Source organism: Mycobacterium sp. GA-1285 (genome assembly GCF_001499905.1).
GTDB lineage: Bacteria > Actinomycetota > Actinomycetes > Mycobacteriales > Mycobacteriaceae > Mycobacterium.
Genome location: NZ_LQIS01000026.1, coordinates 13,709 through 39,376, shown reverse-complemented (window position 1 = coordinate 39,376; position 25,668 = coordinate 13,709). Strand labels below are relative to the sequence as shown.

30 protein-coding genes are annotated in these 25,668 nt (G+C 67.1%); 19 read left to right on the top strand and 11 right to left on the bottom strand.

Annotation, left to right across the window (positions count from 1 at the left end; translation table 11 throughout):
* Positions 1-185: 185 nt before the first annotated feature.
* A complete protein-coding gene (locus tag AU193_RS15565) occupies positions 186-1,115 on the top strand; it encodes an LCP family protein (protein ID WP_064423272.1) in 930 nt (309 codons plus the stop codon).
* A gap of 131 nt (positions 1,116-1,246) precedes the next feature.
* Complete coding sequence (locus tag AU193_RS15560) at positions 1,247-1,810, top strand: ferritin (RefSeq protein WP_064423277.1); 564 nt, start codon at positions 1,247-1,249, stop codon at positions 1,808-1,810.
* Positions 1,811-1,833: 23 nt separating this feature from the next.
* Here the strand turns inward: AU193_RS15560 and AU193_RS15555 are convergent, their stop codons facing one another.
* From AU193_RS15555 to AU193_RS15545, 3 genes are all read right to left on the bottom strand, one after another.
* Complete coding sequence (locus AU193_RS15555) at positions 1,834-2,685, bottom strand: glycerophosphodiester phosphodiesterase (protein WP_064423271.1); 852 nt, start codon at positions 2,683-2,685, stop codon at positions 1,834-1,836.
* A 4-nt stretch (positions 2,686-2,689) separates the two neighbouring features.
* A complete protein-coding gene (locus tag AU193_RS15550; protein ID WP_064423270.1) occupies positions 2,690-3,724 on the bottom strand; it encodes a DUF4328 domain-containing protein in 1,035 nt (344 codons plus the stop codon).
* Positions 3,725-3,819: 95 nt separating this feature from the next.
* Entirely contained in the window at positions 3,820-4,161 is a 342-nt protein-coding gene (locus AU193_RS15545; protein ID WP_064423269.1) for a rhodanese-like domain-containing protein, read from the bottom strand.
* 358 nt (positions 4,162-4,519) lie between these two features.
* Between AU193_RS15545 and AU193_RS23375 the strand changes: the two genes are divergently transcribed.
* Positions 4,520-4,678 (top strand): hypothetical protein, encoded by a 159-nt coding sequence (locus AU193_RS23375; protein ID WP_172798322.1) that lies wholly within the window; start codon positions 4,520-4,522, stop codon positions 4,676-4,678.
* Between the two features lie 94 nt (positions 4,679-4,772).
* Here AU193_RS23375 and sodN read toward each other — a convergent pair whose 3' ends face one another.
* On the bottom strand, positions 4,773-5,195 hold the full coding sequence (gene sodN, locus AU193_RS15540) for a superoxide dismutase, Ni (RefSeq protein WP_064423268.1): 423 nt from the start codon (positions 5,193-5,195) through the stop codon (positions 4,773-4,775).
* Between the two features lie 85 nt (positions 5,196-5,280).
* Between sodN and AU193_RS15535 the strand changes: the two genes are divergently transcribed.
* The 4 genes from AU193_RS15535 to AU193_RS15520 all read left to right on the top strand — a co-directional run bounded on the left by AU193_RS15535 (position 5,281) and on the right by AU193_RS15520 (position 7,946).
* Positions 5,281-5,559, top strand: a complete 279-nt coding sequence (locus AU193_RS15535; RefSeq protein ID WP_253867862.1) for a S26 family signal peptidase — start codon at positions 5,281-5,283, stop codon at positions 5,557-5,559.
* 122 nt (positions 5,560-5,681) lie between these two features.
* Positions 5,682-6,215 carry a hypothetical protein gene (locus tag AU193_RS15530; protein WP_064423266.1) on the top strand — a complete coding sequence of 178 codons (534 nt, stop codon included), beginning with the start codon at positions 5,682-5,684 and terminating at the stop codon, positions 6,213-6,215.
* A gap of 264 nt (positions 6,216-6,479) precedes the next feature.
* Positions 6,480-7,169 (top strand): TMEM165/GDT1 family protein, encoded by a 690-nt coding sequence (locus AU193_RS15525; protein ID WP_064423265.1) that lies wholly within the window; start codon positions 6,480-6,482, stop codon positions 7,167-7,169.
* Between the two features lie 378 nt (positions 7,170-7,547).
* Positions 7,548-7,946: a helix-turn-helix transcriptional regulator gene (locus tag AU193_RS15520; protein WP_059165500.1), complete on the top strand. Its 399-nt coding sequence runs from the start codon at positions 7,548-7,550 to the stop codon at positions 7,944-7,946.
* 51 nt (positions 7,947-7,997) lie between these two features.
* Here AU193_RS15520 and AU193_RS15515 read toward each other — a convergent pair whose 3' ends face one another.
* Positions 7,998-9,161, bottom strand: a complete 1,164-nt coding sequence (locus AU193_RS15515) for a hypothetical protein (protein ID WP_064423264.1) — start codon at positions 9,159-9,161, stop codon at positions 7,998-8,000.
* On the bottom strand, positions 9,158-9,649 hold the full coding sequence (locus AU193_RS15510) for a hypothetical protein (protein ID WP_064423263.1): 492 nt from the start codon (positions 9,647-9,649) through the stop codon (positions 9,158-9,160). The genes AU193_RS15515 and AU193_RS15510 overlap by 4 nt, the downstream gene beginning before the upstream one ends.
* A 251-nt stretch (positions 9,650-9,900) precedes the next feature.
* On the opposite strand from AU193_RS15510, the gene AU193_RS15505 reads away from it, so the two are divergent.
* The 6 genes from AU193_RS15505 to rraA all read left to right on the top strand — a co-directional run bounded on the left by AU193_RS15505 (position 9,901) and on the right by rraA (position 13,895).
* Positions 9,901-10,557, top strand: coding sequence for a DUF6474 family protein (locus AU193_RS15505; protein ID WP_064423262.1), 657 nt, complete (start codon positions 9,901-9,903; stop codon positions 10,555-10,557).
* Positions 10,558-10,632: 75 nt separating this feature from the next.
* On the top strand, positions 10,633-11,094 hold the full coding sequence (locus AU193_RS15500) for a copper resistance CopC family protein (RefSeq protein ID WP_082683004.1): 462 nt from the start codon (positions 10,633-10,635) through the stop codon (positions 11,092-11,094).
* The gene (locus AU193_RS15495; protein WP_064423276.1) at positions 11,091-12,014 is read left to right on the top strand and encodes a copper resistance D family protein; all 924 of its coding nucleotides are present in this window, start codon (positions 11,091-11,093) and stop codon (positions 12,012-12,014) included. Before AU193_RS15500 ends, AU193_RS15495 begins: the two co-directional genes overlap by 4 nt.
* An 88-nt stretch (positions 12,015-12,102) precedes the next feature.
* Complete coding sequence (locus AU193_RS15490) at positions 12,103-12,621, top strand: hypothetical protein (protein WP_064423260.1); 519 nt, start codon at positions 12,103-12,105, stop codon at positions 12,619-12,621.
* 45 nt (positions 12,622-12,666) lie between these two features.
* Positions 12,667-13,419 (top strand): MerR family transcriptional regulator, encoded by a 753-nt coding sequence (locus tag AU193_RS15485; RefSeq protein WP_064423259.1) that lies wholly within the window; start codon positions 12,667-12,669, stop codon positions 13,417-13,419.
* Entirely contained in the window at positions 13,416-13,895 is a 480-nt protein-coding gene (rraA, locus tag AU193_RS15480) for a ribonuclease E activity regulator RraA (RefSeq protein WP_064423258.1), read from the top strand. The genes AU193_RS15485 and rraA overlap by 4 nt, the downstream gene beginning before the upstream one ends.
* 82 nt (positions 13,896-13,977) lie before the next feature.
* Here rraA and AU193_RS15475 read toward each other — a convergent pair whose 3' ends face one another.
* Positions 13,978-15,453: an NAD(P)/FAD-dependent oxidoreductase gene (locus tag AU193_RS15475; protein WP_064423257.1), complete on the bottom strand. Its 1,476-nt coding sequence runs from the start codon at positions 15,451-15,453 to the stop codon at positions 13,978-13,980.
* Positions 15,454-15,532: 79 nt separating this feature from the next.
* Here AU193_RS15475 and AU193_RS15470 point away from each other — a divergent pair, with 79 nt between their 5' ends.
* On the top strand, positions 15,533-16,180 hold the full coding sequence (locus AU193_RS15470; protein WP_064423256.1) for a TetR/AcrR family transcriptional regulator: 648 nt from the start codon (positions 15,533-15,535) through the stop codon (positions 16,178-16,180).
* Positions 16,181-16,200: 20 nt separating this feature from the next.
* Positions 16,201-17,421: a DNA polymerase IV gene (gene dinB / locus AU193_RS15465; protein ID WP_064423255.1), complete on the top strand. Its 1,221-nt coding sequence runs from the start codon at positions 16,201-16,203 to the stop codon at positions 17,419-17,421.
* Here the strand turns inward: dinB and AU193_RS23440 are convergent.
* Complete coding sequence (locus AU193_RS23440; protein ID WP_216637285.1) at positions 17,410-17,904, bottom strand: hypothetical protein; 495 nt, start codon at positions 17,902-17,904, stop codon at positions 17,410-17,412. The genes dinB and AU193_RS23440 overlap by 12 nt on opposite strands.
* Positions 17,905-17,947: 43 nt before the next feature.
* Positions 17,948-18,952: a PHP domain-containing protein gene (locus tag AU193_RS15455; protein ID WP_064423253.1), complete on the bottom strand. Its 1,005-nt coding sequence runs from the start codon at positions 18,950-18,952 to the stop codon at positions 17,948-17,950.
* A gap of 88 nt (positions 18,953-19,040) precedes the next feature.
* Between AU193_RS15455 and AU193_RS15450 the strand changes: the two genes are divergently transcribed.
* Positions 19,041-19,418, top strand: coding sequence for a metalloregulator ArsR/SmtB family transcription factor (locus AU193_RS15450; RefSeq protein ID WP_064423252.1), 378 nt, complete (start codon positions 19,041-19,043; stop codon positions 19,416-19,418).
* Positions 19,415-21,058 carry a SulP family inorganic anion transporter gene (locus AU193_RS15445; protein WP_064423251.1) on the top strand — a complete coding sequence of 548 codons (1,644 nt, stop codon included), beginning with the start codon at positions 19,415-19,417 and terminating at the stop codon, positions 21,056-21,058. The genes AU193_RS15450 and AU193_RS15445 overlap by 4 nt, the downstream gene beginning before the upstream one ends.
* On the opposite strand, the gene AU193_RS15440 is transcribed toward AU193_RS15445, so the two are convergent.
* Positions 21,024-21,716, bottom strand: a complete 693-nt coding sequence (locus tag AU193_RS15440; RefSeq protein ID WP_064423275.1) for a TrkA family potassium uptake protein — start codon at positions 21,714-21,716, stop codon at positions 21,024-21,026. The two genes, AU193_RS15445 and AU193_RS15440, sit on opposite strands and share 35 nt — an antisense overlap.
* A 184-nt stretch (positions 21,717-21,900) precedes the next feature.
* On the opposite strand from AU193_RS15440, the gene AU193_RS15435 reads away from it, so the two are divergent.
* Positions 21,901-23,397 (top strand): potassium/proton antiporter, encoded by a 1,497-nt coding sequence (locus AU193_RS15435; RefSeq protein ID WP_064423250.1) that lies wholly within the window; start codon positions 21,901-21,903, stop codon positions 23,395-23,397.
* Between the two features lie 81 nt (positions 23,398-23,478).
* Positions 23,479-24,327 (top strand): LLM class F420-dependent oxidoreductase, encoded by an 849-nt coding sequence (locus AU193_RS15430; RefSeq protein ID WP_064423249.1) that lies wholly within the window; start codon positions 23,479-23,481, stop codon positions 24,325-24,327.
* A gap of 387 nt (positions 24,328-24,714) precedes the next feature.
* Here AU193_RS15430 and AU193_RS15425 read toward each other — a convergent pair whose 3' ends face one another.
* Positions 24,715-25,554: a polysaccharide deacetylase family protein gene (locus tag AU193_RS15425; RefSeq protein WP_156425235.1), complete on the bottom strand. Its 840-nt coding sequence runs from the start codon at positions 25,552-25,554 to the stop codon at positions 24,715-24,717.
* Between the last annotated feature and the right edge of the window lie 114 nt (positions 25,555-25,668).

The following is a 25,668-nucleotide window of genomic DNA, read 5'->3' as shown; positions in this document are numbered from 1 at the left end:
GCCTGCCACCGCCCGCGCCTCCGCCCCGCCTGCCACCGCCGGTCCCACCGCGACGCACACCACCGCCGCCGGGCGTCCGGCCGACTGGCTCCCGCGGACCGGCCCCACGCCCTCAACCGCCGCGACCGCCCGCCCCGACGAAGCCGAAACGCGCTCGCCGCAAACGACATTGGGGACGCCTGCTGTTGGTTGTCCTGTTGTTGGCCGTCACCGCCACGGTGGCCGGTGTCCTCTGGATCGACTCGTCGCTTCAGCGCATCCCCGCGCTGGCCGACTACCCCGACCGGCCCGCCCCGGGCGCCGGCACCACATGGCTGCTCGTCGGATCGGACAGCCGCCAGAATCTGACCCCCGAACAACAGGCGCAGCTGACCACCGGGGGAGATCTCGGCGACGGCCGCACCGACACGATCCTGCTGGTGCACATCCCGGGCATCACCTCGAGCACCAAGGCGACGATGGTCTCGATTCCTCGTGACTCCTACGTGTCGATCCCGGGTTACGGCAGCGACAAGATCAACGCCGCGTACTCGGTGGGCGGTGCGCAGTTGCTCGCCCAAACGGTCGAGGAGGTGACCGGGCTCCGGATCGACCACTACGCCGAGATCGGCTTCGACGGGTTCGCCACCATGGTCGACGCGGTCGGCGGAGTGACGATGTGTCCGGCCGAACCCATCAGCGATCCCCTGGCCGGAATCGACCTGCCCGCGGGATGCCAGAAGCTCGACGGACGCAACGCGTTGGGGTTCGTCCGCACCCGCGCCACCCCACGCGCGGACCTGGACCGCATGGTTCACCAGCAGGAGTTCATGTCCGCGCTGCTGCACCGCGCCACCAGCCCGGCGGTGCTGCTCAACCCACTGCGCTGGTATCCGATGGCGCGGGCCGCCACCCGTACCTTCACCGTCGACGAGGACGATCACGTGTGGAACCTGGCCCGGCTGGCCTGGGCGATGCACGGAGACGTACTCACCGCCACCGTGCCCATCGGTGAATACACCAGCGGCGACGTCGGCTCGATCGTGGTCTGGGACGACGCCCTGGCGGGTCAACTGTTCGAGGCGCTGCGCACCGACGCCTCAATACCGCAGGACGTTCTCGACGCGCAGCCGTGAACGTGGATCCAGCAAACGTTCACTAGGCGTGTGGGCGCAGCCACAAAGGCTGCACTCATTGAGGTAACCCTGGCCTGCATTAGGCTCACCTTCACTGACAACGCCCTCTGAGCTGGGATAGCGTGGCATTCATGACCACTGCCGAAGCCTCCGACACCAAATTCCACGGCCTTCTGCAAGAGCAGATCCGTAACGAATTCGGCGCCGCTCAGCAATACCTCGCCATCGCCGTCTACTTCGACGGAGCCGACCTTCCGCAGCTGGCCAAGCACTTTTATCGTCAGGGTGTCGAGGAGCGCAATCACGCCATGATGCTGGTGCAGTACCTCCTCGACCGTGACGTCGAAGTCGAGATATCCGGGGTCGACGCGGTACGCAACACCTTCAGCGCTCCTCGTGACGCGTTGGCTCTGGCGCTCGATCTGGAGCGCACCGTCACCGAGCAGATCAGTCGGCTGGCCAGTGTCGCCCGAGAGGAGGGTGACTACCTCGGCGAACAGTTCATGCAGTGGTTCCTCGGCGAGCAGGTCGAGGAAGTCGCGCAGATGACGACGCTGTTGCGCATCGCCGACCGGGCAGGGACCGACCTGTTCCATCTGGAGGATTTCGTCGCGCGCGAGATGGGCTCGGCGCCGAAGGACGACGGTGCACCCAAGGGCAACGGCGCACCGAAGGCCGCGGGCGGCAACCTCTGACCCTCGCGCGGATCTGACCGCCTCTAGTCTCGGCCCGCCCCTGCCAAACCGTTCTGCAGCCAATTCTTTGTGCGGCCAGGATGATTGGTCGCGACCCATGCGACCCCGAGGTCGCGGCAATACTGCACGTCCTCGAAATGGTCGACGGTCCAGCAGTACAGCGCGCGGCCCTGCGCGGCCGCCCGGTCCACCAACTCCGGATGCTCCCGCAAAGTGGCGATCGAGGGTCCGACCGCGGTGGCACCCACGGTCGTGGCGGCGCTGCCACCGAGATAGCGCGACGTCTCGCCGAGCAACACCGTCGGCAGCATCGGCGCCGCGCGGCGGATTCGCCACACCGCGGCCGCGGAGAACGACATGACCACGGCGCGCGACAGGTCCGCCGATGCAGGGGAGGCGATACCGAACCGGTGCAGAAGCGCCAGCACCTTGCTCTCCACCAGTCCACCGAACCGGACGGGATGTTTGGTCTCGATGAACAGCTTGACCGGCCGGTTCCAATCGAGCACCAGCGAGATCAGCGCGTCGAGGGTGAGCAATCCCGTATCAGCCTGTGCGCCAACGGCATTGCGGCTGGGATGCCACGCGCCGTAGTCGAGCTCGCGAAGTTGGGTGAGCGTCATGTCGCTGACGACCCCCGTTCCGTTCGACGTGCGGTCGACCCTGCGGTCGTGCACACACACCAGGTGGCCGTCGCGAGTGAGCCGCACATCGCATTCGACCCCGTCGGCACCCTCCTGCAGCGCGAGCTCATACGCCGCGAGCGTGTGCTCCGGACGGTCGGCCGACGCGCCGCGGTGCGCCACGACGAATGGATGGCCCCCGAGCGTCGGTCGGGAAGCGGCGTTCCCGGCGGCTTCGGAGTCGCCTGTCATACGCCTATGCTGCCGGGTCCTGCCCGGGTGACTCAACCGGGGCCTGGGGCTCGGGTCGATCCTGCGTCGGCGTGCCGTCGTCGGCGACGATCACCCAGCGCTTGCTCGGACGCTCGACCGGCTGCCGCTCGAAGCCCGACACGACCTTCATGGCCAGCAGCAGGGTGCTCAGCGCCAGCAGATACGCGATCGTCGTGGTCATCGTGTTGTCGGCGATCCCCTGCGCATCCTGGGTGAAACTGGTCGCGATGGACCAGACGGACACCGCGTAGCTGGCCACCCACGCAAGCCACCACACCGCGATCGGCCGGCGCAGATAGCTGAGCCGTTCCTCGACACCCGCGAGTTCGAGGACGAACACCGGCGCCCAGAACAGGTTGACGAACGGCAGCAGGCAGCCGGCCCGAAGTCGCCACGGCGGGCGTGGATCGGTCGTCCCCCGGTAGGTGTAAGCGGCGGCCCGCCGGGCGATGAGCCAATTGGTCAGCACCACGAGGCTGGCCACCACCATGAACGCGGCGACGACACTGAGCACGACGCCGAACCACGTCGCGATCGCGGCGATCCACGGGTGCAGCAACACCGACCGGTTGACGATCAGCAGCACATAGCGCACAAGGTGGATCAGCGCCGCGGCACCCAGCACCGCCATCGTCAACAGCAGAGTGCCGTGGACCATACCCGGCGACGGTCCGCGACGCGGCGCCTCCTCCTGTTGGTCAACCGGCGCGATCTGATCGACGAGGCCCCATCGGGGGATGGTCGCGTAGCGCGGCGTCGGGCCAAGGGGCCGCTTCGGGCGCCGCGGATGCGGCGGTGCGCCCGGCCGCACGGCGATCCACCGGTACCCCGGCGGCAGTTGCGGCCGCGGCTGTCCCGCCGCGAAAGAACCCGAAGCCCGCGCGCTCCACTGGGCGTTCGCGGCGTCCGGTGCCGAAGCCAACGGCGCCATCAGCGAACCGTTACAGCGGGGACACCACGTCCGGCGCCGGTCGCGCACGTTCCACCGGGTTCCGCACGCCGAACAAACTTGAATCATCTCGCTCCTCGCGTGCGCGGAATCATTTCGCTCCTCGCGTGCGCGGAATCATTTCGCTCCTCGCCCGGCCATCCGACCAGCGTAGCGACGATCCGTCAGACGACGCCCGGGCCGCCCTCATCGTTCACCACCGGTCGACCGGCACCGGCCCAGGCGAACATGCCGCCGTTGACGTTGACCGACGAATAGCCGTTTCCGGCCAGGTACTGCGCCACCCGCTGCGACCGCCCGCCGGCTGCACAGATCACGAAGACCTGCGCGTCGGCGTCGATCTCCGCCAGACGCGCCGGAACCTGGCCCATCGGGATGTGGTGCGCGTCCGGCGCATGCCCGCGGGCCCACTCGTCGTCCTCCCGTACGTCCAGCAGGATCGCTCCGGTACCGAAAGTGGTCGGCACGTCGGCGATGTCGACCTGCGCGATTTCAGCCTCGTCCATACGTCAATGCTGACATGTCGGCGGCCGGTTGACGGCGACAGCAATGCCTACCTATCCACAGTTTCCACAGGTTCATCCACAACCCCTCGATGAGGGCGAACCCGCCTTGAGCCGCTGAATCTGTGTCTTCCCTGAGGATCGCTGTGGATAAGCCGCCAGCAATCCGGCGTCCCCATCAACAGGCCGCCGGAAGGTGAGCGAAATTCCTAGTCCCGCTAACCGCGAACGCGCGTCCCGTGCCGGTTGCGAGACGATTTCTCCGGCGCGACATCAGGAGTTATGATCGGCGTCACAGTCAGCGGATTGTGATTGATCTCACCGGGGGAAGACTTCAATACATGCAGGTCAGGAGGGGTTCATGACGTCTTCGACGGGTTCGGGTTCGGCCATGCCCCCCACGGAGTGGCAGTCCTCGGCGTCCTCCGCCTACGCCCGCACCCAGTTGATGGCGTGCCTGCGTGCCGGCCTGATTGCGCTGGTGCTGCTGGTCGTGTTGGCCGTCATCGTCCTGTACTGACCAGTCCGGTACTGACGAGCCGCTCGCTTCGGTTCTGTATCCGAAAGAGCCGCCGGATCGGTGACCTCGGCGGCTCTTTCTTGTCGGAATGATCTCAGGCGGGCGGATAGACACCCATCTGCTTGCCCTTGTCGGTCTGCCAGAAGATGTCGGCGATCTCGTCGATCGTCTTGAGCAGCTTCTCGGCGACGGCGACATCGAGCGACTTCTTGACGTCGCCGGCGCCGTGCACGCCGTCCCAGAACAGCTGGTGCAGGTTGGGGAACTGCTCGAAATGATCCTTGGTGAAGAAGTCGGCCCACAGCACCATCAGGTGGTGCTTGACCTCCTCGGCTTGCCGCTCCTTGATGATGATGCAGCGCGCGCGGAAGTGCTCGTCGTCGGAGTCGTGGTACTTCTGGATCGTCTTGAGGCAGGAGAGCGCCTCGATTTTGGCCTGCGCCGGGTCGTAGACGCCGCAGTAGAGATCGCAGTGGGCATGGGCGGGGGTCGCGTTGTTGAACAGTCGATGCAGCATGTTCCTAACTTACCCTTTGGATGTGCGCCGCAACCAGACACCGCGACGCTGGCCGCTACGGCTGTTCCGAGTGGTCGACGATTCGATGCGCCCGACGGTCAGACCCGGCGACGGGCTATTGGCCATGCGGGGCGGGCGCATTCGGCGCGGACAGCTCCGGGTGTTCCAGGACCCCCGGCGTTCGACACGGTGGCTCGTCAAGCGGGTCGGCGATGTCCACGAGCACGGCCGCGACGTGATCTTCGAAGCCCGCTCCGACAATCCTGGTGCAGCCGGCGCCGCCGACTCACACGATTTCGGTTGGGTCTCGGCGACCGGGTCGTATCGCGTGCTGTGGACTGCGCGAGCCGATTCCGCCCGTTAGCAGTCGTGTCCACTTGCGTGCCAGCCGAGTTCTGCCGCATGCTGGGCGAATCGACCCACTGGCGTGTCGGGCCATCAGTCGGCTAGGGGCCGGCGTCCGAACACCGATGGCGCGGAGGCGATATGGAGAGGGAGTCGGGCAAGGCGATCGAGATCGCCCCCTTCCATTCACGCGGTTCACTCAAGGGATTCGTCATATCGGGCCGTTGGCCGGATTCGACCAAGGAGTGGGCGCAGTTGCTCATGGTCGCCGTGCGTGTAGCATCGCTTCCCGGATTATTGTCCACGACAACGATTTTCGGTGCCCGCGAAGAACTGCCCGATGAGCCCGAACCCAATACGGTCGGCCTGGTGGTCGCCGAGGGTACCGTCGTCGGTGAATCAGCGGTACCTCCAGGCTATTTCGCCGAGCACCAGCCACCGGCCCTGTTGATGCTGCATCCCCCTTCGGAAACCACGCCCTCGCTGCCGGAGTGCAGCGGAGCGGCCTCGGGTTGCGTGTTACTTCCCGGCCTGCCCCACCTCGGCCTCGAGCACCGCGCCGCGTGGGTGGAAGCCGAAGCCGACGGGACGGTGACCTCCATGGTGAGTCGCGTCGGCGTCGACCCCATCAGCCACCCGGACACCGCGATCCTCGCGATGCTGCTTGCGGCATAAGGGCTTTCGAAGCATTTGATTCGGCCACCTGAAAGGTGGATTCGGATACCCGAAAACCCACCTGGCGCTGGCGCTTCCGAAGGGCCGAGGCTATGGTCGGTTCAGTAAGCGAAGGGGAGTAGCCCCCAATCGCCGTGTCGACATACTGGCGCAAGCCCGGCCGGCGAACCACACCATGCGACGGTGTGGTGGGCGAGACCTTCGACCGAAGCCGGCGGGGTGTGCATACCGCTTCGTCGGCGACGCGTCGAAAGGGTCGTCCGAATGCTCGCCGCCATCCTGGTCAGTCTGGCCGTCGTCTTCGTCGCCGAACTCGGCGACAAGTCGCAGCTGATCACCATGACCTACTCGCTGCGCCACCGCTGGTGGGTGGTGCTCTCCGGAGTCGGAATCGCCGCGATGCTGGTCCACGGGCTATCCGTCGCGATCGGACACTTCCTCGGGATGACGCTGCCCGAGCGCCCGATCGCATTCGTCGCCGCCATCGCATTCCTGTTGTTCGCCGTGTGGACGTGGCGCGAGAACGGCGACGACGGCGAGATTCGGATTGCCGAGCCGCGGTTCGTGGTCCCCGCGATCGTGTCGTCGTTCGTGCTCGCCGAACTCGGCGACAAGACAATGCTGGCCACCGTGGCCCTGGCCAGCGAGCGCAACTGGGCCGGCGTGTGGATCGGCGCGACCGCCGGAATGGTGCTGGCCGACGGCGCGGCGATCGCGGCAGGCAGGCTGATGCACAGGCGACTGCCCGAGAAGTTCCTCCATGGTCTGGCCAGCGTCCTGTTCCTCCTCTTCGGCCTCTGGCTGCTGTTCGACAGTGCGCTGGGATTGCGGTGGGTCGCCGTGGCGGTCACCGCCTCCGTGACCGTCACGGTTCTGGCGGTCTGGCTCCTGCGACGGCGCCGCAGGACGCCCACGCCGTCGGGGACACCAGAGCCGTCGACCCGGGCGACCTGACCCTCCCCACGCGTTGGATCAACGGACGCGAGGACCCACCGCGACCGTTCGTGCGGTGTTTGGCAAACGCCGTGTCGCGCCGGAATGCATACAACTGACGTTGCCGGCGGCGGTCGGCGGGTTTCCTGTGGGCGCACCGACCGACATCGGGGCAAAACTGGATCGACAAAACCGCCGTTGTTTGCTTCGTCGCACCGTATGGTAGGGGCGTCGGCGCACGCGGAACACGTCGCAGCCGGCACAGTAGCGGGGCGTCGGACGCGGGGGTGGGTCAAGTTTCCCGGGTTTGCACTTGGTTGTGGCCACAACACTCGCTACGATGTTCAGCAAATAAGCAGCTTGTACACCGCTCGTCCAATGCATGTGGAGGTCCTATCGATGAGCACGACGTTCGCCGCTCGCCTGAACCGGCTGTTCGACACCGTCTACCCGCCGGGACGCGGCCCGCACACCTCCGCTGAGGTGATCGCGGCACTGAAGGCCGAGGGCGTCACCATGTCCGCTCCGTACCTCTCCCAGCTACGCTCGGGCAACCGCACCAACCCCTCTGCCGCCACCATGGCGGCTCTTGCCAACTTCTTCCGGATCAAGCCGGCCTACTTCACCGACGACGAGTACTACGAGAAGCTCGACAAGGAGCTGACCTGGCTGGCAAGCATGCGCGACGAGGGCGTCCGGCGTATTGCCGCACGCACCGTGGGCTTGTCACCGGAGGCCCAGCAGGACATCGTCCAGAAGGTCGATGAGCTGCGTCGCCGCGAGCATCTCGACGATTAGCCCGGCACGGCCCATCGCCCCATATCCAGCGAAGCGGGGCCGCGCTACCAGCTAAGCTTCTCGATCCGTCGCGCCGTCGCGACGGGTCAATGTTCGGTACTGCTCGGCGATCTCCAAGATCCACTCGCGATCTGAGTACTCGCTGGGTTGGTTGAGCCAGCCCAGGCCGGGAAAGGCGACGCGCTTGTCCTCCGGAGCCCCGTCGGTCCCGGAATGAACCCACTCGGCGATCGCCCGGGCCTGATCCTGCGGCGACACCGGTGGGGACTCGAGGTCCGTCTCGTCAGCATCGGCGGCATCGCCGGACACTGCTCCGCCCGGGTCGACGCGAAGTCTGCGCCGGTGTTCGGCGGCGGCGGCTTCCAGGTACAGCGCGTCGGAGATCAACGACATCCGCTCCGCGACCCGGAAAACGAGCGGTCCGCGGGGCCGGACACCGATGCCGATGTCGGGGTGCCGGCGCCCGAGTTCGGTGAGTATCGGCTGGATCACCCGGAGTTCGCGACGGGCACCGAACCAGTCTTCGATGCTGGGCAACAGGGATCCCGCGGCGACGACCACCATCGCGCAGCCCATGAGCGTCGCCGCGGCACCGACGCCGACTGGTCCGCCGCGGTCCACGGCGCGCAGGACCAGGAACGCGGACGCCACCACGATCAACACGATGCCGAGCGTGAACACGAACAGCGCGCGCCCACGACGGCTGCGGTTCGAATACCGCAGCCCCGCCCAGGAGACCAGCGTCAACGCCAGCAGCACGTAGAGCAGCGGCAGCAACCACGGCAGCGAGTTCCCGCCGGAACTCAGATTGCGCTGCAGGAAGTCCTGGGCCGACATCTCGGGTTGTCTGCCCGCGGCGAAGAACGCCGCCGCGGTCACCGCCGCGATCACCGCCGCAACGGCGTACTGCACGACGGCGATCCTGCGAATGGTCGCCGGTTTGCGCACCGACGAGGCGGTCGTGATCATCACGCAACTACCGGCGGCGCATGCGACAAGGGCCACCTGCGACAGGCCCAGCGAGATATTGGGCCAGCGCAGCAACCGGTCGATGAGCAACGTCAATGGGTGCCAGTTCAGCGCGGCGATCAAGGCCAGGCTCGCCAGCGCGACGATCATCGCCGTGCTCACCAGGCTCTGCTTGTTGACCAGCGCCCACCCGATGCGCAATCCGGTGGCCAGTCCGAGGAGACCGGCGATCACCCAGACGGTCAACCAAACGCCTCTCCGAGCCGCACCTGGACGATCGACGAGCGGTCCGACGGAAGCCTGCCCAGTCGGTACAGCAGCAGGGCCGCAAAGTCCTCGGCCTCCTGCTCGGCCTCCTCACCCGCTGGACCCATGCAACCGGTCCGCTGGTTGAGCATGTAGCTGATCAGATCGGAGCCGGCGACCTCGGTGCTCTGTTCGGCGGCCTGCGCGACGGGGATACCGTCGTGGCCCAGCACCAGATGCCCCAGTTCGTGGGCCAGGGTGCGGTCCCAGGCGGGCAGACCCTTCTGGATCAGGAACACGTCGTGGTCGTTGTACTGGCGCCACTGCCCGCAGACACCGGGCGGCAACTCCGCCATCTTCAGCTCGATGGGCCGGTTGCGGTCTGCGCTGACGGCCTCCACGAGCCGGGTCAGCGACACCTCTCCCTCCCGCGGCGCCAGTTCGAGCACGGCCCCCACTGCGCGGGTGACACGGCGGTTGGCTGGCATGAATCCCCCTTCCGACCCATCCACTATGCGCTGCTGGCCGTCGTGACGGGCGGCTTCTTCAGTCGGTTCGCGAACGTTGCGGTCCGTACCAGCATGCCCGCAAAGCGCGGTGCAGCCAAGACTCATCCGCTGCCGCTTCGCTGGCATCGAGCCGCCCGCGGGCCGAAGACTCCGAACGATAGGGTTGTGCTGCACCGACATCCGCACGCAATCAGGTCCGAAGCCGAGATGACCGCCGGGAGGCAGCCGGGATGAGCCCGTTCAAGCGACGCAAAACCCGTGCCACCCGCAGGGCCGAGGCCCGCGCGATCAAGGCGAAGGCGAAACTGGAGGCCAAGCTGGCCGCCAAGAACGAAGCCCGTCGCATCAAGGCCGCCAACCGGGCCGAGACGAGGGCGCTGAAGGCGCAGCTCAAGGCGCAACGCGACAGCGACCGCGCAGCGCTCAAGGTCGCCGAAACACAACTGAAGGCCGCACGCGAAGGCAAGCTGTTCTCGCCCACGCGGATTCGGCGGGCGCTGACCGTGACACGGCTGCTCGCGCCGATCGTGGTGCCGGTCGGCTACCGCGCGGCCATCGCCGCGCGCGGTTACCTCGACCAGCGCCGAGCGGACCGACTCGGCGTTCCCCTCAGCCAGGTCGGCCAGTTCAACGGTCACGGCGCCCAGTTGTCGGCCCGCATCGCCGGTGCCGAGCAGTCGTTGCGGCTCGTCTCCGAGAAGAAGCCTAAAGACGCCGAGACCAAACAGTTCGTCGGGGCCATCACCGAGCGTCTCGGGGACCTCTCCGCCGCGATCGCCGCCGCCGAACACATGCCGCCATCGAGGCGCCGGTCGGCACACGCCGCCATCGAGCGGCAACTCGACGGAATCGACGCCGATCTGATGGCTCGACTCGGCGTGAGCTGAGCCGCCGTGTCGCCCCGTCGCGCCCTCGTTACCGTCGCCGCCGGTGCGGTCCTGATCCTGGGGCTGGCCGCCGCGATGCTGGCCGGTGCGGGCCCGGCTTCCGCGCACGCGACCCGCATCGCCTCGGATCCCGCCGAGAACGCCCGGCTGACCGAGGCGCCCGCGACCGTGTCCGCGACCTTCAGTGAGGCGCTGCAGACCCAGTTCGCGGCGATGACGGTCGTCGGCCCCGACGGCAATTTGTGGTCGACCGGCGAACCCCAGGTCGAAGGCGCCGTCCTGCGCGTCGGCGTGCGGCCGCTCGGACCGTCGGGGCGCTATACCGTCAACTACCGGGCGACCTCGGCCGACGGGCACGTCGTCAACGGGTCGTGGTCCTTCGAATTGAGCGTTCCGGGAACCGGGATACCGGGCCCGTCGGCGGCCGCGCCCGCCGACACCTCCGCCGACGACGGGATCCCCGTGTGGCCGTTCTTCGTGGGCGCCGTCGTCGTCATCGGCGCGGGCGCGCTGTGGGCGGTGCGGCGGCGCGCGTGACGCGTCGACGCGCCGTCGTCGCCTGGGTGGGGCTGGCGGCCGCAGCGGTGGGCCTGACCTGGGCGCTTGCCTACCCGCAGGGGTCGCCGGGTTCGACCGCGGTGCGGTTCCTCGCCGACGGTGCCGGTGTCGTCACGCTGGGCTTGGCCGTCGTGCCGATTCTCGACGGTGAGCGTCACCGCGGCGAGTTGTTGGCCCGATCCACGCGACCTCTGGCAGCCACCTCGATGCTGTGGCTGCTCGCGGAGTTGACCCGGATGATCGTCGCGGCCGCACAGACCGCCTCGCTGCCGGTGTTCCGGCTCGGCCTGCAGACCACCGTCGACTTCGCGACGACCACCGCGGCGGGGCGGGCAGGCATACTCGCGGTCGCCGCCGCGGCCGCCATAGGTGTGGCAACGCTGGTCGCCCCGCGAACCGCGTCGTGGAACGTCGCGATGATCGGCGCCGCGGCGGTCGGACTCGCCGCACGCCAGCTCACCGGGCACTTCGCGGAGAGCCCGCTGGGCGGTGTGGCGGTCACCGTGCACACCCTTGCCGCCGCGTTGTGGGTCGGGGCGCTGGCAGCGCTGCTGGTCACCATCGAGCACCGGGGTCAATGGGCGCGGATGCTGCCGCGCTTCTCTGCGCTGTCGCTGGTCTGTGTGCTGGTGCTGCTCGTCGGGGGGTCGGTGGGTGCGGTGATCAGGTTGGGCGCTCCGGCCGACTTGTACGCGACCGGATACGGGCGGCTGTTGTCGGCCAAGGTCGCGGTGACTGCCGCTCTCGTCGTCCTCGGCTGGCGAAACCGCACGATGTGGCTGCCCGCCGCACGCTCGCATCGCGCGACTGCGGTGGTGTCCCGAACCCGGGCGCGGGTCGAAACAGCGCTGATGCTCGTCGCGCTGGTCCTGGCGGCGGGTCTGGCCGTCACGGGTTGACGCCATATCCGACCTGGCATGATGGACCGATCGACTTCCGGCCGCACGCTCGGCCGGCCTGGCGACGAGACCGCAAAGGAGCAGCCCGATGGCAGACCAGCAGGGCCGACCCGACGAACAGCCGCAAAGTTCGCCACCGGCGGATGAGTCGACCCCGCACCCCGCTGCCGCGGCGTCGGCGAGCGCCTCGCCGGACCCGCTGATCCCTCCGGCGCCGGAAGAGAAGACGCCGGCAAAGAAAGCTCCCGCCAAGAAGGCCGCCAAGAAGACTCCCGCGAAGAAGGCGGTGAAGAAGGCCACCCCGGCGAAGAAGTCGCCTGCCAAGAAGGCCCCCGCCAAGAAGGGTCCCGCGAAGCAGGCGCCGGCGAAGAAAGCACCCGCAACAGAACCGGCCGCAGCCGGCAACGATATCGAGGCTGCAGCCAAAGTGACTGCCGCGCAAGCGAAGTCGACAGTTGCCAGCGCCAGTGACCCGGTATCCGGGACGGAGCCGACGTCGTTGATCGGGCCAGAGCAGTCGCGGCTGCCGGTCGCGGTGGCCATCGCGGCCGGTGTGCTGGCGATCATCGTCGTGCTGCTGATCCGCCGCGGCGACGACGAGGACTGACTAAACGCTTGACCCTCACGCTGCGTCAGGGTCGATAGTGGCCTCATGGACGCCATGACCATCGGCGCGGCGGCCACCCTCACGGGTGTCTCGGTGCGCACCCTGCACCACTACGACCAGATCGGCCTGGTGGTGCCGAGTGTGCGGACCGAGGCGGGCTACCGCGGTTACACCGACGCCGATATCGAACGGCTGCACCTGGTGCTGGTGTACCGGTCGGTCGACATGCCCCTCGAGGAGATCCGCGAGCTGCTGGACGGGGACGGGGATGTGCTCGACCACCTTCGGCGTCAGCGCCGATTGCTGTTGGACCGTGCAGATCGCCTGCAGCACACGATCAAGGCAGTGGAGGAACTGATGAACGCGCACCGCAACGGAATTCAACTGACCGCCGAGGAACAGGTGGAGATCTTCGGCAGTGCGGTACACACCGAGGAGTACGCGGCCGAAGCCGAGGAGCGATGGGGCGACACCGAGGCCTGGAAACAGTCGCAGCGGCGGACGGCGCGGATGACCAAGCAGGATTGGGTCCAGATCAAGGAGGAGGGCGACGCACTGCTGCAGGCGCTGGCCGCCGGTAAGCGGGCCGGTGTGGCGCCGGGCTCACCAGAAGCCGACGCACTGGCCGAACGTCACCGTGCGTCGATCGAGCGGTTCTACGACTGCGACCACTCCATGCAGGTCTGCCTGGCCGAGATGTATCTGGCCGACGAGCGGTTCACCCGGTACTACGACGACGTCGAACCGGGACTGGCGCAATTCCTGCACGACATCATCGTGGCTAACATCGACCAGTGAGCATCGAACCTCGCCCCACCGCCGATCTGGTCGACGACATCGGCCCCGACGTCCACAGCTGCGATCTGCAGCTCCGCCAGTTCGGCGGGCGAGCGGAATTCGCCGGCCCCATCGTCACTGTGAAGTGCTTCCAGGACAACGCGTTGCTGAAATCTGTTCTCTCGGAGCCCGGTAACGGCGGTGTGCTCGTGATCGACGGTGCCGGGTCCCTGCACTGCGCGTTGGTCGGCGATGTCATCGCGGGGCTCGGAGTCGAGAATGGCTGGGCAGGCCTGATCATCAACGGAGCCGTCCGTGACTCCGCGGCGTTGCGAACGCTCGACATCGGTATCAAGGCGCTGGGCACCAATCCCCGAAAGAGCACGAAAACCGGTGCGGGCGAACGCGATATCGCGGTCGAATTCGGCGGGGTGGTGTTCGAGCCGGGCCACATCGCCTACAGCGACGACGACGGCATCGTCGTGGTCGAACCGTAGTTCCCGCCCGAGTGTGCGGTTTCATACGCGACACGCCGCCGGTGACGTATGAGAATGCACACTCGCGGACGCGAGGCGCTCTCTAAGCCGAAGCTCTCACCGCCGCACGGTGTTTGGTGAACTCGAGCGCCTCGTCGTCGACCTTGCCGCGACGGATCAGCCGCAGGTCGAGCAGGTAGTTCTGCTTGAGCCGCCACGGCGCGACATGTCCGGCCTTCGGCAGATAGTCCAGTGCGCGCAGGACATAGCCGGGGGTGAAATCCATCAGCGGGCGCTCGTCGACACTGTTGCCGGGATGCTTCGGTTCGAAGCGGTCGAATCCGTTGGCGTCCAAGTAGTTCAGCACTCGGCAGAAGAACTCCGAGACCAGGTCGGCCTTCAGCGTCCACGAGGCGTTCGTGTAGCCGATCGTGAACGCCATATTCGGCATGTGGGTCAGCATCATGCCCTTGTAGGCCATGGTCTCGTTCAGCTCGATCGGCTCGCCGTTGCGCATGATCGTCGCGCCACCGAACAGCTGCAGGTTCAACCCCGTTGCGGTGATGATGATGTCGGCGGTCAGCTCCTCTCCGGAGGTGAGCTTGATGCCGGTGTTGGTGAACCGCTCAATGGTGTCGGTGACGACGTCGGCCTGGCCCTTGCGGATCGTCTTGAACAGATCGCCGTTGGGCGCCAGGCACAGCCGCTCGTCCCACGGGTTGTAGTGCGGACCGAAGTGCTTGTCCACGTCATAGCCCTCGGGCAGCCGGCGCTGCGCCATGGTCATCAGCTGCTTGCGCATGAATTTCGGGAAACGCCTGCTGATCTGGTACTGCGCGGACTGGAACAGGATGCTCTTCCAGCGGTTGAGCACGTACGCCACCTTCTCGGGTAACGCCTTCTTGGTCTGGACGGCGAACGGGTCGACGTCGGGCAGCGCGCCGATGTAGGTCGGTGACCGCTGCAGCATCGTCACGTGGCCTGCTCCCGAGTTGGCCAGTGCCGGAATCAGCGTGACCGCGGTCGCGCCGCTGCCGATCACGACGATCTTCTTGCCCTGGTAGTCGAGGTCCTCGGGCCAGTGCTGCGGATGAATTATCGTGCCCTCGAAGTCGTCGCGGCCGACGAACTCCGGGGTGTAACCCTGGTCGTAGTTGTAATAGCCACTCGCGGCGAACAGGAACGACGCGGTGATCTCCGCTTCCTCGCCGTCCCGCTCGACGCGCACGGTCCAACGGTTGTCCTCATCCGACCAGTCCGCCGACACCACGCGGCTGCGGTAGCGAATGTGCTTGTCGATGCCGTACTCGGCCACCGTCTCCTTGAGGTACGCCATGATCGACGGCCCGTCGGCGATCGCCTTCTCCGAGGTCCACGGCTTGAACCGGAAGCCGAGCGTGAACATGTCCGAGTCGGACCGGATGCCGGGGTACTTGAACAGATCCCAGGTGCCGCCGAGGTTCTCCCGGCGCTCCAGGATCGCGTAGGTCTTGTCCGGGCAGCGGTCCTGCAAATGCCATGCGGCGCTGATGCCGGAGATACCGGCTCCCACGATGACGACGTCGAGGTGTTCGCTCATGGTACCGGAGCGTATCAACGGTGTGTCGAGTCAGTCAACACCCTGTTGAAAACCTCGACACCGTGTAAAGTCATTCGATGTGACCACCGTCAGCCAGTCCCGCGGACCGCGGGGACGCCGTTCCGGCCGACCCTCCGGCGACGACCGTGAGCAGGCGATTCTCTTGACACTCGAGGCACTGCTCGAGGAGCGCTCGCTGGCCGACATCTCGGTCGACGACCTGGCCAAAGGTGCCGGCATCTCCCGCCCGACGTTCTATTTCTACTTCCCGTCGAAGGACTCCGTGCTTCGTGCGCTCGTCGAGCAGGTGATCGACGAGGCCGACCGTAATGCCGACGCCGCGATGGGCGGTATGGATACGGCCGTGGACCCCGCCGGAGTCTGGAAGGCCATCAACGCGCTGTTCAACACCTTTGGTTCGCACCGGGCGGTAACGCTAGCCGGTGCGGCCGCCCGGCCCACCAATCCCGACGTGCGCGCGCTGTGGTCACGCTTCATGCAGAAGTGGATCGACCACACCACCGCATCCATCGAGAGTGAACGCGCCCGTGGTGAGGCTCCTGAAACCATCCCGGCCCACGACCTCGCGACGTCACTGAACCTGATGAACGAGCGCACCATGCTCGCGGCTTTCGCATCCGAGCAGCCTGCCGTGGATTCGGCGCAGCTCGTCGACACCCTCGCCCACATCTGGGTCACGAGTATCTACGGCACCACTCGCCACTAGTCGGGCCTCGATGCGAACATATGTTCGTGTCCGTTGGTTCCGGGGCTCATCCGGCGAGCATCCTGCACGCCGACCTCGATTCGTTCTACGCGTCTGTCGAACAGCGCGACGACCCATCGTTGCGCGGCCGGCCGGTGATCGTGGGCGCCGGGGTCGTGCTCGCCGCCAGCTACCAAGCCAAGGCATACGGTGTGCGAACCGCGATGGGCGGACGAGAAGCACGCCGCCTCTGTCCGCACGCGATCGTCGTGCCTCCGCGAATGTCGGCGTACTCACAGGCCAGCAGGGCGGTCTTCGACGTCTTCCACGACACGACGCCGGTGGTCGAACCGCTGTCGGTCGACGAGGCGTTTCTCGACGTGTCGGGCCTTCGGCGGGTCTCGGGCACCCCTGTCGAGATCGCAGCCCGGTTGCGGGCGCGGGTCCGTGAAGAGGTCGGCCTGCCCATCACCGTCGGCATCGCGCGCACCAAGTTCCTGGCCAAGGTTGCCAGCCAGGAGGCCAAGCCCGACGGGCTGCTGCTCGTTCCACCCGACGGCGAGCTGGCGTTTCTGCACCCGTTGCCGGTGCGCCGACTGTGGGGCGTCGGCGCCAAGACCGCCGAGAAGTTGCACACCTACGGCATCGAGACGGTGGCCGACGTCGCCGAGCTGACCGAGTCCACTCTCGGATCCCTCGTCGGCTCAGCGATGGGTAGCCGGTTGTTCGCGTTGTCGCGCAACATCGATCGGCGCCGGGTCGTCACCGGGGTGCGCCGTCGCTCGGTCGGTGCGCAGCGCGCGTTGGGCCGGCGTGGCAACACGATGTCGCAGGGCGAGATCGACGCCGTCGTCGTCAACCTGATCGACCGCATCACCCGGCGGATGCGCAAGGCCGGGCGGACCGGGCGCACCGTGGTTCTGCGGCTGCGCTTCGACGACTTCGGCCGCGCCACCCGGTCGCACACGCTGCCACGCGCGACCGCGTCGACCGACGTGATCCTGCACACCGCCCGGGGCCTCGTGGCCGCGGCGGCGCCGTTGATCGCCGAGCGCGGTCTCACCCTTGTCGGGTTCGCCGTGTCAAACATCGATCGCCATGGCGCGCAACAACTCGAGCTGCCGTTCGAGGAGAGCCACGACACCACCGCGGTCGACGAAGCCGTTGATCGGGTGCGACAGCGGTACGGCAATTCCGCGGTGACCCGCGGCGTGTTACTTGGCCGCGACCCCGGTCTCGAAATGCCCCAGCTACCCGACTGACCCGGGCTTTCCTTTGCGCGGCTGGGCCTTCGCCCGCTTGGCGGGTTGCGCCTTCTTGGCTGCCCGGACCGGCTTCGGCGGTGGGTTGGCGGCTTCAGTCTTCGCCGACTTCATAGGCGGCACAGCCTTTTTCGCGGGTGCCTTCTTGGCGGGCACCTTGGCGGCCGCCTTCTTGGCAGTCGTCTTCTTGGCCGGCGCCTTCTTCACCGGCGCCTGGGCCGCCGCCTTCTTAGCGGGCACCTTGGTCACCTTCTTGGCGGGTGCCTTTTTCGCCGGAGCCTTCTTCGCGGCCGCCTCCTTTGCCGGAGCCTTCTTCGGTGGCGCCGACGACGCCGTCGACGCCGGTTTGGTCTGCTCGGCTCGCTCGTCGGACCCCCCGCTGACGCGTCGCACGAGGCGCCCTGCCGTCTCGCCCGCGACGTTCGCGAGCTCTGCGGCGCGCGCGCCGAGCGCCGCGGCTGTCTCCTCGATTTTTCTTCTCACAGACACCCTGTACCCCGTTCCGCTGAGTTAACCGCGGACGATCTCATGATCCGGCCCAGGCCAACAATTCCTCGGCGGGCCACGTGTTGACGATGCGCTCGACCGGCACCTCGGCATCGAGCGCACGCTGGGCTCCGTAACCGAGGAACTCCAGCTGCCCGGGCGCGTGCGAATCGGTGTCGATCGAGAACAGGCAGCCGATCTCCAGCGCGAGTTTGAGCAGCCGGGTCGGCGGGTCGCGCCGCTCCGGTCGGGAGTTGATCTCGACGGCCGTGCCGTGGTCCCGACAGGCAGTGAACACCTTCTCGGCGTCGAATTTCGATTCCGGCCGCATCCCGCGCCCTCCGGTGACCAGGCGGCCGGTGCAGTGGCCCAGCACATCGGTGTGCGGGTTGGCGACCGCCCTGAGCATGCGACGCGTCATCGACGGGGCGTCCATCGACAGCTTCGAATGCACACTGGCCACCACGATGTCGAGCCGTTCGAGCAGCTCGTCCTCCTGGTCGAGGGAGCCGTCCTCGAGGATGTCGACTTCGATGCCGGTGAGAATCTGCAGCGGCGCGACCGCGTCGCGCAACTCGTCGATGACGTCGAGTTGACGGCGCAGCCGCTCGGGCGACAGGCCGTTGGCGATCCGAAGCCGCGGTGAGTGGTCGGTCAACGCACAGTATTCATGTCCCAGATCCCTTGCCGCCGACATCATTTCCTCGATGGGGGCGGAACCGTCGGACCAGTTCGAATGCACATGCAGGTCGCCGCGCAGCGCGGCACGGACATCGCCGCCACCGAGATCTGTTGCATTTGACCGCAATTCGGTCAGCACATCCGGTTCGTGTCCGGCCCACGCCTGCGCGATGACCTTCGCGGTCTTGGGGCCGATACCGGGCAGTGACTGCCAACTGTTCGCGGTGCCGTGGCGTTCGCGGTCGGCGTCGGACAGGGCTTCGACGACGTCGGCGGCGTTCCGGTAGGCCATCACCCGGCGCGGGTCCTCGCGCGCACGGTCCTTGTAGTAAGCGATCTGCCGCAGGGCGTTGACGGGGTCCATCAGTCCAGTGTGCCCGTTTTGCACGCCCAGACCTGGGGGCGATATAGTGGATTGAGAATTTGTTCAATCCATCAACTGCTGGAATGTAATGCCCCACCGCTTCGTCGGTAGCCCCGAGCTACCGCTCTACGAGATCAAGGCCAACCTGTTCAAGGCGCTGGCTCACCCGGCACGCATCCGTGTCCTGGAAATTCTGTCGGCCAACGGCGAGCCGACCTCGGTCAGCGAGATCCTCGCCGACACCGACCTCGAACCCACGCTGCTGTCCCAGCACTTGGCGGTGCTCAAGCGTCATCGCGTGGTCTCGGCACAACGAGTCGGCAACTCAGTCCTCTACGAACTCGCCCACCCGAAGATCTCCGAACTCCTGGTCATCGCCAGAACCTTCCTCGCCGACGTCCTCGGAACCAACCGGGACCGGTTGGAGGCGTTCAAGACGCTGCCTCCCCTGGGTCGCGCCAAGTGAACCTGACCCGCCTACTTCCGAACCGCCACGACTACGCAGAACTGCCCAAGTCCTGGCGACGTGACATCCTGGCCGGAATCACGGTCGGCGTCGTCGCCCTACCCCTGGCCCTGGCGTTCGGCATCAGTTCGGGTGTCGGTGCCGCTGCCGGACTGGTCACCGCCGTCGTCGCCGGTTTGGTGGCCGCCGTGTTCGGCGGGTCGCATGTGCAGGTGTCCGGGCCCACCGGTGCGATGGCCGTCGTGCTCGCACCGATCGTGGCTCACTACGGTCTCGGCAGCATCGCCCTCGTCACCGTGCTGGCCGGTCTGCTCGTGCTCGTCGCGGGAGTCACCGGCCTGGGCCGTGCGGTGACGTTCATCCCCTGGCCCGTCATCGAGGGGTTCACCCTGGGCATCGCGGCCATCATCTTCCTTCAGCAGGTGCCCGCCGCATTCGGCCAAGACAGCCCGGCGGGCGGGCGCACCTTGTCGGTCGCGTGGAACGTTGTCAGACAAGCGGATTGGTCATCGGCCGCGAAAACGCTTGCCGTGGTGGCGGTTGTCGCGACGCTGATGGTGACCCTCCCGCGCCTGCACCGCGGTATCCCGGAATCGCTCGCTGCCGTGGTAGTCGTGACGATAATCGTGGTAGCTCTTGATATTTCGTTAGCGAGCATCGGTGAGCTACCGTCCCACCTCCCCGCGCCCGTCATTCCCCACGTGGACAGCGGCGCGATGCGGACCCTCGTCGGTGCCGCTTTGGCGATCGCGGCACTGGCCGCCATCGAGTCCCTGCTGTCGGCGCGGGTCGCCGCCACCATGGCGCCGACGGGACCGTACGACCCCGACCGCGAACTGGTGGGACAGGGCCTCGCTTCGGTCGCATCGGGCGCCTTCGGCGGAATGCCCGCGACCGGTGCCATCGCCCGTACCGCCGTCAACGTTCGTTCCGGCGCGCGCACCCGGGTCGCGGCTATCGTGCATTCGCTGGTCCTGCTCGCAGTCGTCTACCTGGCGACCGGACCCGTTTCCGCAATACCGTTGTCGGCCTTGGCGGGCGTTCTGATGGTGACCGCGTTTCGGATGATCTCGTTGTCCACCGTTCGCAAGATCCTGCGCTCCACCCGCTCGGATGCTGTGACGTTTGCGCTGACCGCCGCCATCACGGTGTGCTTCGACCTCATCGAAGCCGTGCAGATCGGGGTCGTCGTCGCGGCGTTCTTCGCGCTGCGCGGTGTGGCCCGTCGCAGCAGCGTGACCCGAGAAGATCTCCCCGCGCCGCGCCGCGCCGGTGACGAGCGGATCGCGCTGCTGCGTCTGGACGGAGCGATGTTCTTCGGTGTGGCCGAGCGCATCTCGAACGAGATCATCGATACCGACCATCCGCACACGTCGGTGGTGATCATCCGGCTCAGCCAACTGGGCATGCTCGACGCCACCGGCGCGAATTCGTTGGCGCAGATCGCCACCGAACTGGAGGCGCGCGGCATCACCGTGATCATCAAAGGCGTTCGCCCGGAACACATGAGCCTGCTTTCCAACGTCGGCGTATTCGATTCACTACGCCACGAGAACCACTTGATGGACTCACTCGACGAGGCGATCGACCATGCCCGAACCCACGTCACCCGCCTGACGCTCGAGCGCTCGTCGAGTTGATCGCGCCGTGCACGAGCGCGGCGACTTCACCACGGGTTGATCCGCCGGCCAGAAACAGCATCTCGTCGCCGGCTTGCAGCACGTCGTCGGGCCGGGGCAGGACGATCCCGCTGTCGCGGATGATGATCGCCAGCGCGGTGTTCTCCAGCAACGGCAGGTCTCCCATCCGTTGACCGACCAGCGGATCACCCTCGGGCAGCGTCAGTTTCGCCAAGCTCACCTGCCCGTGCCGCAATTGCATCAACCGCACCACGTGGCCGATGTCGATGGCGCCCTCGATCGCCGCCACCAGCGCGCTCGGCGCGGAGACCGCGACATCGACGCCCCACGCCTCGGTGAACAACCACTCGTTGCGCAGGTCGTTGACCCGAGCCACCACGCGACCGACGCCGAACTCCGTCTTCGCCAGCAGCGAGGCCGCCAGGTTGACCTTGTCGTCGCCGGTGGCCGCGATCACCACGTCGCACATCTGCAGCCCGGACTCCTCGAGTGAGGACAACTCGCACGCGTCGGCGAGCAGCCATTCCGCTTCCGGAACGGTCCGCGGTTCGTAGTGCCGCACGTCGTGTTCGATCAACAGGACCTTGTGGCCATAGTCGATCAGTTCCTGAGCCACCGACCGGCCGACCGCCCCGGCCCCGGCGATACCGACCCGCATCATCGGCCGCTCCTCGGCGCGACGCGACGCGTCGAGTTGCCACCAGCGGAGCCGTATCACGCACTCATACTTACCCATCGCGGCGGCCTTGCGCGCAGCTTCCGGCCCGGAGCGCCCGGCCACCACCCGTGGTAGGTGTTTTACTGCCTTTCACACCGCCAATCCGGTCCCGAACGGGGATGCAATGACCCTCGAGCAGCTCTATCTTGTGCTGCTGATCGCTGGGGTGGTGCTGCTGGCGAGCATCGTCGCCACCAGGGCCGCCAGCCGGGTCGGGCTGCCCAGTCTGCTGCTGTTCCTCTTCGTCGGCGTCATCGTCGGCGAAGACGGGCTCGGCCTGAGTTTCGACAACTATCTGCTCGCCGACCACCTGGGCACGGTGGCGCTGGCCGTGATCCTCGTCGAAGGCGGTCTGACGACCCGGTTCTCCGACATCCGGCGCGTGCTCGCGCCCGCGGGCGTGCTCGCGACCCTCGGTGTCGCGGTCAGCATGCTCATCACCGCGGCCGGGGCGCACCTGCTGCTGGGTATCAACTGGCAGTTGTCGCTGCTGCTCGGCGCGGTCGTCTCGGTCACCGACGCCGCGGCGGTGTTCTCGGTGCTGCGCGTGGTGCCCCTGCCCCGCCGGGTGGCGGGCCTGCTGGAGGCCGAGTCCGGATTCAACGACGCCCCGGCCGTCATCCTCGTGCTGATGTTCAGCGTGGCCCCGCTCGAACTGTCGCCCGTGCACGCGCTCGCCGAACTGGTCTACGAGCTGGTGGTCGGTGCGGTGATCGGCGTCGGCGTCGGCTATCTGGGCTCGATGGCGCTGCGCCGCATCGCACTTCCGGCGTCGGGCCTCTACCCGCTGGCCACCTTCGGGCTCGGCATGGTCGCGTTCGCGGCGGGCGGCACCGCACACGGCAGCGGGTTCCTCGCCGCCTATGTGGCCGCGGTCGTGCTCGCCAACACCGGCCTGCCTCACCGTTCGGCCACGCGTTCGTTCGCCGAGGGGCTCGGCTGGCTCGCTCAGATCGGTCTGTTCGTCCTGCTCGGCTTGCTCGTCGACCCCAGCGACCTGGCCGCTGAGGTGGTGCCCGGCATCGTGACGGGTCTGGTGTTGCTGCTCGTCGCCAGGCCGCTATCCGTGTTCCTGTCCTTGGTGTGGTTCCGAATCCCCTGGCGCGAACAGGTTTTCGTCTCCTGGGCGGGGTTACGCGGTGCCGTGCCGATCGTGTTGGCGACCTTCCCCATCGTGGGCGGTGTGCCCGACAGCGTCCGCCTTCTCAACATCGTGTTCATCCTCGTGGTGGTGTTCACCCTGGTGCAGGGTCCCAGCCTGCGCTTTGTCGCGCATCGACTGGGATTGATCTCGAAAGAGGCGACGCGGGAGATCCAGGTGGAGTCGGCTCCGCTCGACGTGCTGGACGCAGAGCTTCTGACCATGACGGTGCAGGCGCCGTCGCGGCTGCACAACGTCACCGTGCTGGAACTGCGGCTACCCGATCCGTGCGTGATCACGTTGATCATCCGCGACGGGCGCACCTTCGTCCCGCAGCCCGACACCCGAATCGCGATCGGCGACGAGCTGCTGATCGTCACCACCACCAAGACCCGTGCGGTGGCCGAACGCCGGCTGCGCGCGGTGAGCCGCCGCGGCAAGCTCGCGTACTGGTTCGACGAATTCGGCGAAGCCGAATAGACGGCCGAAGTGGCGAAGCCGAATAGACGGCCGGAGTGGCTCACAGCCGGCTGTCAGCCGTTCGGGACTACCCTCGCCTCGGTGAGGTTCGCTTTCAAGACATCGCCGCAAAACACCACCTGGGCCGACATGCTCGCCGTGTGGAAGGCCGCCGACCAGATCGACGTATTCGAATCCGGCTGGACGTTCGACCACTTCTACCCGATCTTCTCCGACTCCACCGGCCCGTGCCTGGAGGGCTGGGTGACGCTCACCGCGCTCGCGCAGGCGACCGAGCGGTTACGCGTCGGTGTGCTCGTCACCGGCATCCACTACCGCCACCCCGCGGTGCTCGCGAATATGGCCTCGGCGTTGGACATCGTGTCCGACGGCCGGCTCGAACTCGGGATCGGCGCGGGCTGGAACGAGGAGGAGTCGGGGGCTTACGGAATTCAGTTGGGTTCGATCCGGGAGCGGTTCGACCGTTTCGAGGAGGCGTGCGAGGTTCTCACCAACCTGCTCAGCCAGGAGACCACGTCGTTCGACGGCACGTTCTACCAACTGACGGACGCCCGCAACGAGCCGAAGGGCCCTCAGCGCCCGCATCCGCCGATCTGCATCGGCGGAAACGGCGAGAAGCGCACGTTGAGGATCACGGCCCGATACGCCCAACACTGGAACTTCGTCGGCGGAACGCCGGAGGAGTTCGCGCGCAAGCGCGACGTGCTCGCCGGCCACTGTGCCGACATCGGACGGGATCCGGCGGAGATCATGCTTTCGGCCCACGTCCGGTTGGACCCTGACCGCAACTACGACAAGGCCCTTTCCGAAGCCGCGGCCCTGGGACAGGAAGGCCTGAACCTGGCGATCATCTATCTGCCGCCGCCGCACGACCCCGCGGTGCTCGAACCATTGGCCGACGCGATCGCCGCATCCGGCCTGGGGGATTAGCCGCCGTTTCTGACAGTCACGAAGATATAACGATTTGGCAAACGAGCGGCCCGATGGGGCACAGCGCGAGGAGGTCCGCGCTTGCCAGTTGCTAGACGCCGTACAGACGAAGCTCGTCGGCGGTGATGAGACGCTCCGCCTTGGCGGGGAACTCGCGGCTCTTCAGCGGATGACGAAGGAGTGACCAGGCGATTCGGCTCACCCGAGACCGGGATAGCGGGTTGACATACACGGAACTGACTCCTGTGTCGAAACCGATAGCTGACCGGGGCCCAACCTTACCGCAGCGCCCCCATGAAGTCATTAGAACCTGTCCGCCGGCAAACTGTGTTAGGCGCGCCGACAAATCATCTGATGTTTTTAGAGTTATTAGAGTGACAGATGTGACTACCGCGGCGGCCTCACGAACACGTCATCCAGGGTCACGGTACGCAGCCTGCGCGTTCGGACGATGTCGACCAACTGCCCGAAGACTTCGGTGACCGGCGGGTGGTTGAGGTGGCCGATCACGATGGTCTGCGCGGTGAAGTGTTTGTGGGCCATCCGGACGACTTCCGCCGGCGGGATCCACACGTGGTCCTCCAGCGAGCCCGACCACAACGTGCCGGCGGTGTAGCCGAGATCGCCCGACACCTTGTCGACGTGGGGGCTGGTCGCGCCGTAGGGCGGCCGGAAGTACGGACGTGCATCCACCCCGTACGTCTTCCACAAGAAGTCGTGGTTGCGCCGGAACTGCTCGGCCACGTCGACGAGCGGCAGCTTGGTGAGGTCCGGGTGCGACCACGTGTGGTTGGCCAATTGGATCTGCCCGTCGTCGACCAGCGGCCGCAACAAATCGGCGTGATCGGTCCAGGACCGGTAGATGCCGTTGACGAAGTACGTCAGCCGGATTCCGGTGTCCTTGGCGAATTGCGTGTAGGCGCGCACCACGTCGCTGCTCACCCCGTCGTCGACGGTCAACGCCAACAGATCTCCCTCACCCGGCAGGACGCTCAGCACCCCGCCCGCGGGTAGAGCGATCCGCGCCGACTTCGGTGGCGGCGGCAACAAGCCGGCCGACGCTGCGGCCGGAACCTGCGACGCCGCCACACCCGACACTCGCGGTTGCTCCCCGGCGGCGCACCGGCTCAGCCCTACAGCCCCGACGGTGGCGACCGACAGAGCCGCGATGAAGTTGCGCCGGTTGAATTCCAGCCCGGCGCCGCCCGTGCGGTAGCGGCTGATCACCGCCACTACTGTCGCGCGCCCAGCCGCAAAAACGGCACATTGCGCGGCGTGTCGCGCCGAGTTGCCTGCTAGCCTCTGCTCTTCGCGCGAGCGCTCATCGCTGCCTTCTGCTCT

Bases quoted from the DNA above. Each gene is read 5' to 3' on its own strand.
- AU193_RS15560 (WP_064423277.1), top strand. From the start codon at position 1,247: ATGACCACTGCCGAAGCCTCCGACACCAAATTCCACGGCCTTCTGCAA.
- AU193_RS15555 (WP_064423271.1), bottom strand. From the start codon at position 2,685: ATGACAGGCGACTCCGAAGCCGCCGGGAACGCCGCTTCCCGACCGACG.
- AU193_RS15550 (WP_064423270.1), bottom strand. From the start codon at position 3,724: ATGATTCAAGTTTGTTCGGCGTGCGGAACCCGGTGGAACGTGCGCGAC.
- AU193_RS15545 (WP_064423269.1), bottom strand. From the start codon at position 4,161: ATGGACGAGGCTGAAATCGCGCAGGTCGACATCGCCGACGTGCCGACC.
- AU193_RS23375 (WP_172798322.1), top strand. From the start codon at position 4,520: ATGACGTCTTCGACGGGTTCGGGTTCGGCCATGCCCCCCACGGAGTGG.
- sodN (WP_064423268.1), bottom strand. From the start codon at position 5,195: ATGCTGCATCGACTGTTCAACAACGCGACCCCCGCCCATGCCCACTGC.
- AU193_RS15535 (WP_253867862.1), top strand. From the start codon at position 5,281: ATGCGCCCGACGGTCAGACCCGGCGACGGGCTATTGGCCATGCGGGGC.
- AU193_RS15530 (WP_064423266.1), top strand. From the start codon at position 5,682: ATGGAGAGGGAGTCGGGCAAGGCGATCGAGATCGCCCCCTTCCATTCA.
- AU193_RS15525 (WP_064423265.1), top strand. From the start codon at position 6,480: ATGCTCGCCGCCATCCTGGTCAGTCTGGCCGTCGTCTTCGTCGCCGAA.
- AU193_RS15520 (WP_059165500.1), top strand. From the start codon at position 7,548: ATGAGCACGACGTTCGCCGCTCGCCTGAACCGGCTGTTCGACACCGTC.
- AU193_RS15510 (WP_064423263.1), bottom strand. From the start codon at position 9,649: ATGCCAGCCAACCGCCGTGTCACCCGCGCAGTGGGGGCCGTGCTCGAA.
- AU193_RS15505 (WP_064423262.1), top strand. From the start codon at position 9,901: ATGAGCCCGTTCAAGCGACGCAAAACCCGTGCCACCCGCAGGGCCGAG.
- AU193_RS15500 (WP_082683004.1), top strand. From the start codon at position 10,633: ATGCTGGCCGGTGCGGGCCCGGCTTCCGCGCACGCGACCCGCATCGCC.
- AU193_RS15490 (WP_064423260.1), top strand. From the start codon at position 12,103: ATGGCAGACCAGCAGGGCCGACCCGACGAACAGCCGCAAAGTTCGCCA.
- AU193_RS15485 (WP_064423259.1), top strand. From the start codon at position 12,667: ATGGACGCCATGACCATCGGCGCGGCGGCCACCCTCACGGGTGTCTCG.
- AU193_RS15475 (WP_064423257.1), bottom strand. From the start codon at position 15,453: ATGAGCGAACACCTCGACGTCGTCATCGTGGGAGCCGGTATCTCCGGC.
- dinB (WP_064423255.1), top strand. From the start codon at position 16,201: ATGTTCGTGTCCGTTGGTTCCGGGGCTCATCCGGCGAGCATCCTGCAC.
- AU193_RS15455 (WP_064423253.1), bottom strand. From the start codon at position 18,952: ATGGACCCCGTCAACGCCCTGCGGCAGATCGCTTACTACAAGGACCGT.
- AU193_RS15450 (WP_064423252.1), top strand. From the start codon at position 19,041: ATGCCCCACCGCTTCGTCGGTAGCCCCGAGCTACCGCTCTACGAGATC.
- AU193_RS15440 (WP_064423275.1), bottom strand. From the start codon at position 21,716: ATGCGGGTCGGTATCGCCGGGGCCGGGGCGGTCGGCCGGTCGGTGGCT.
- AU193_RS15435 (WP_064423250.1), top strand. From the start codon at position 21,901: ATGACCCTCGAGCAGCTCTATCTTGTGCTGCTGATCGCTGGGGTGGTG.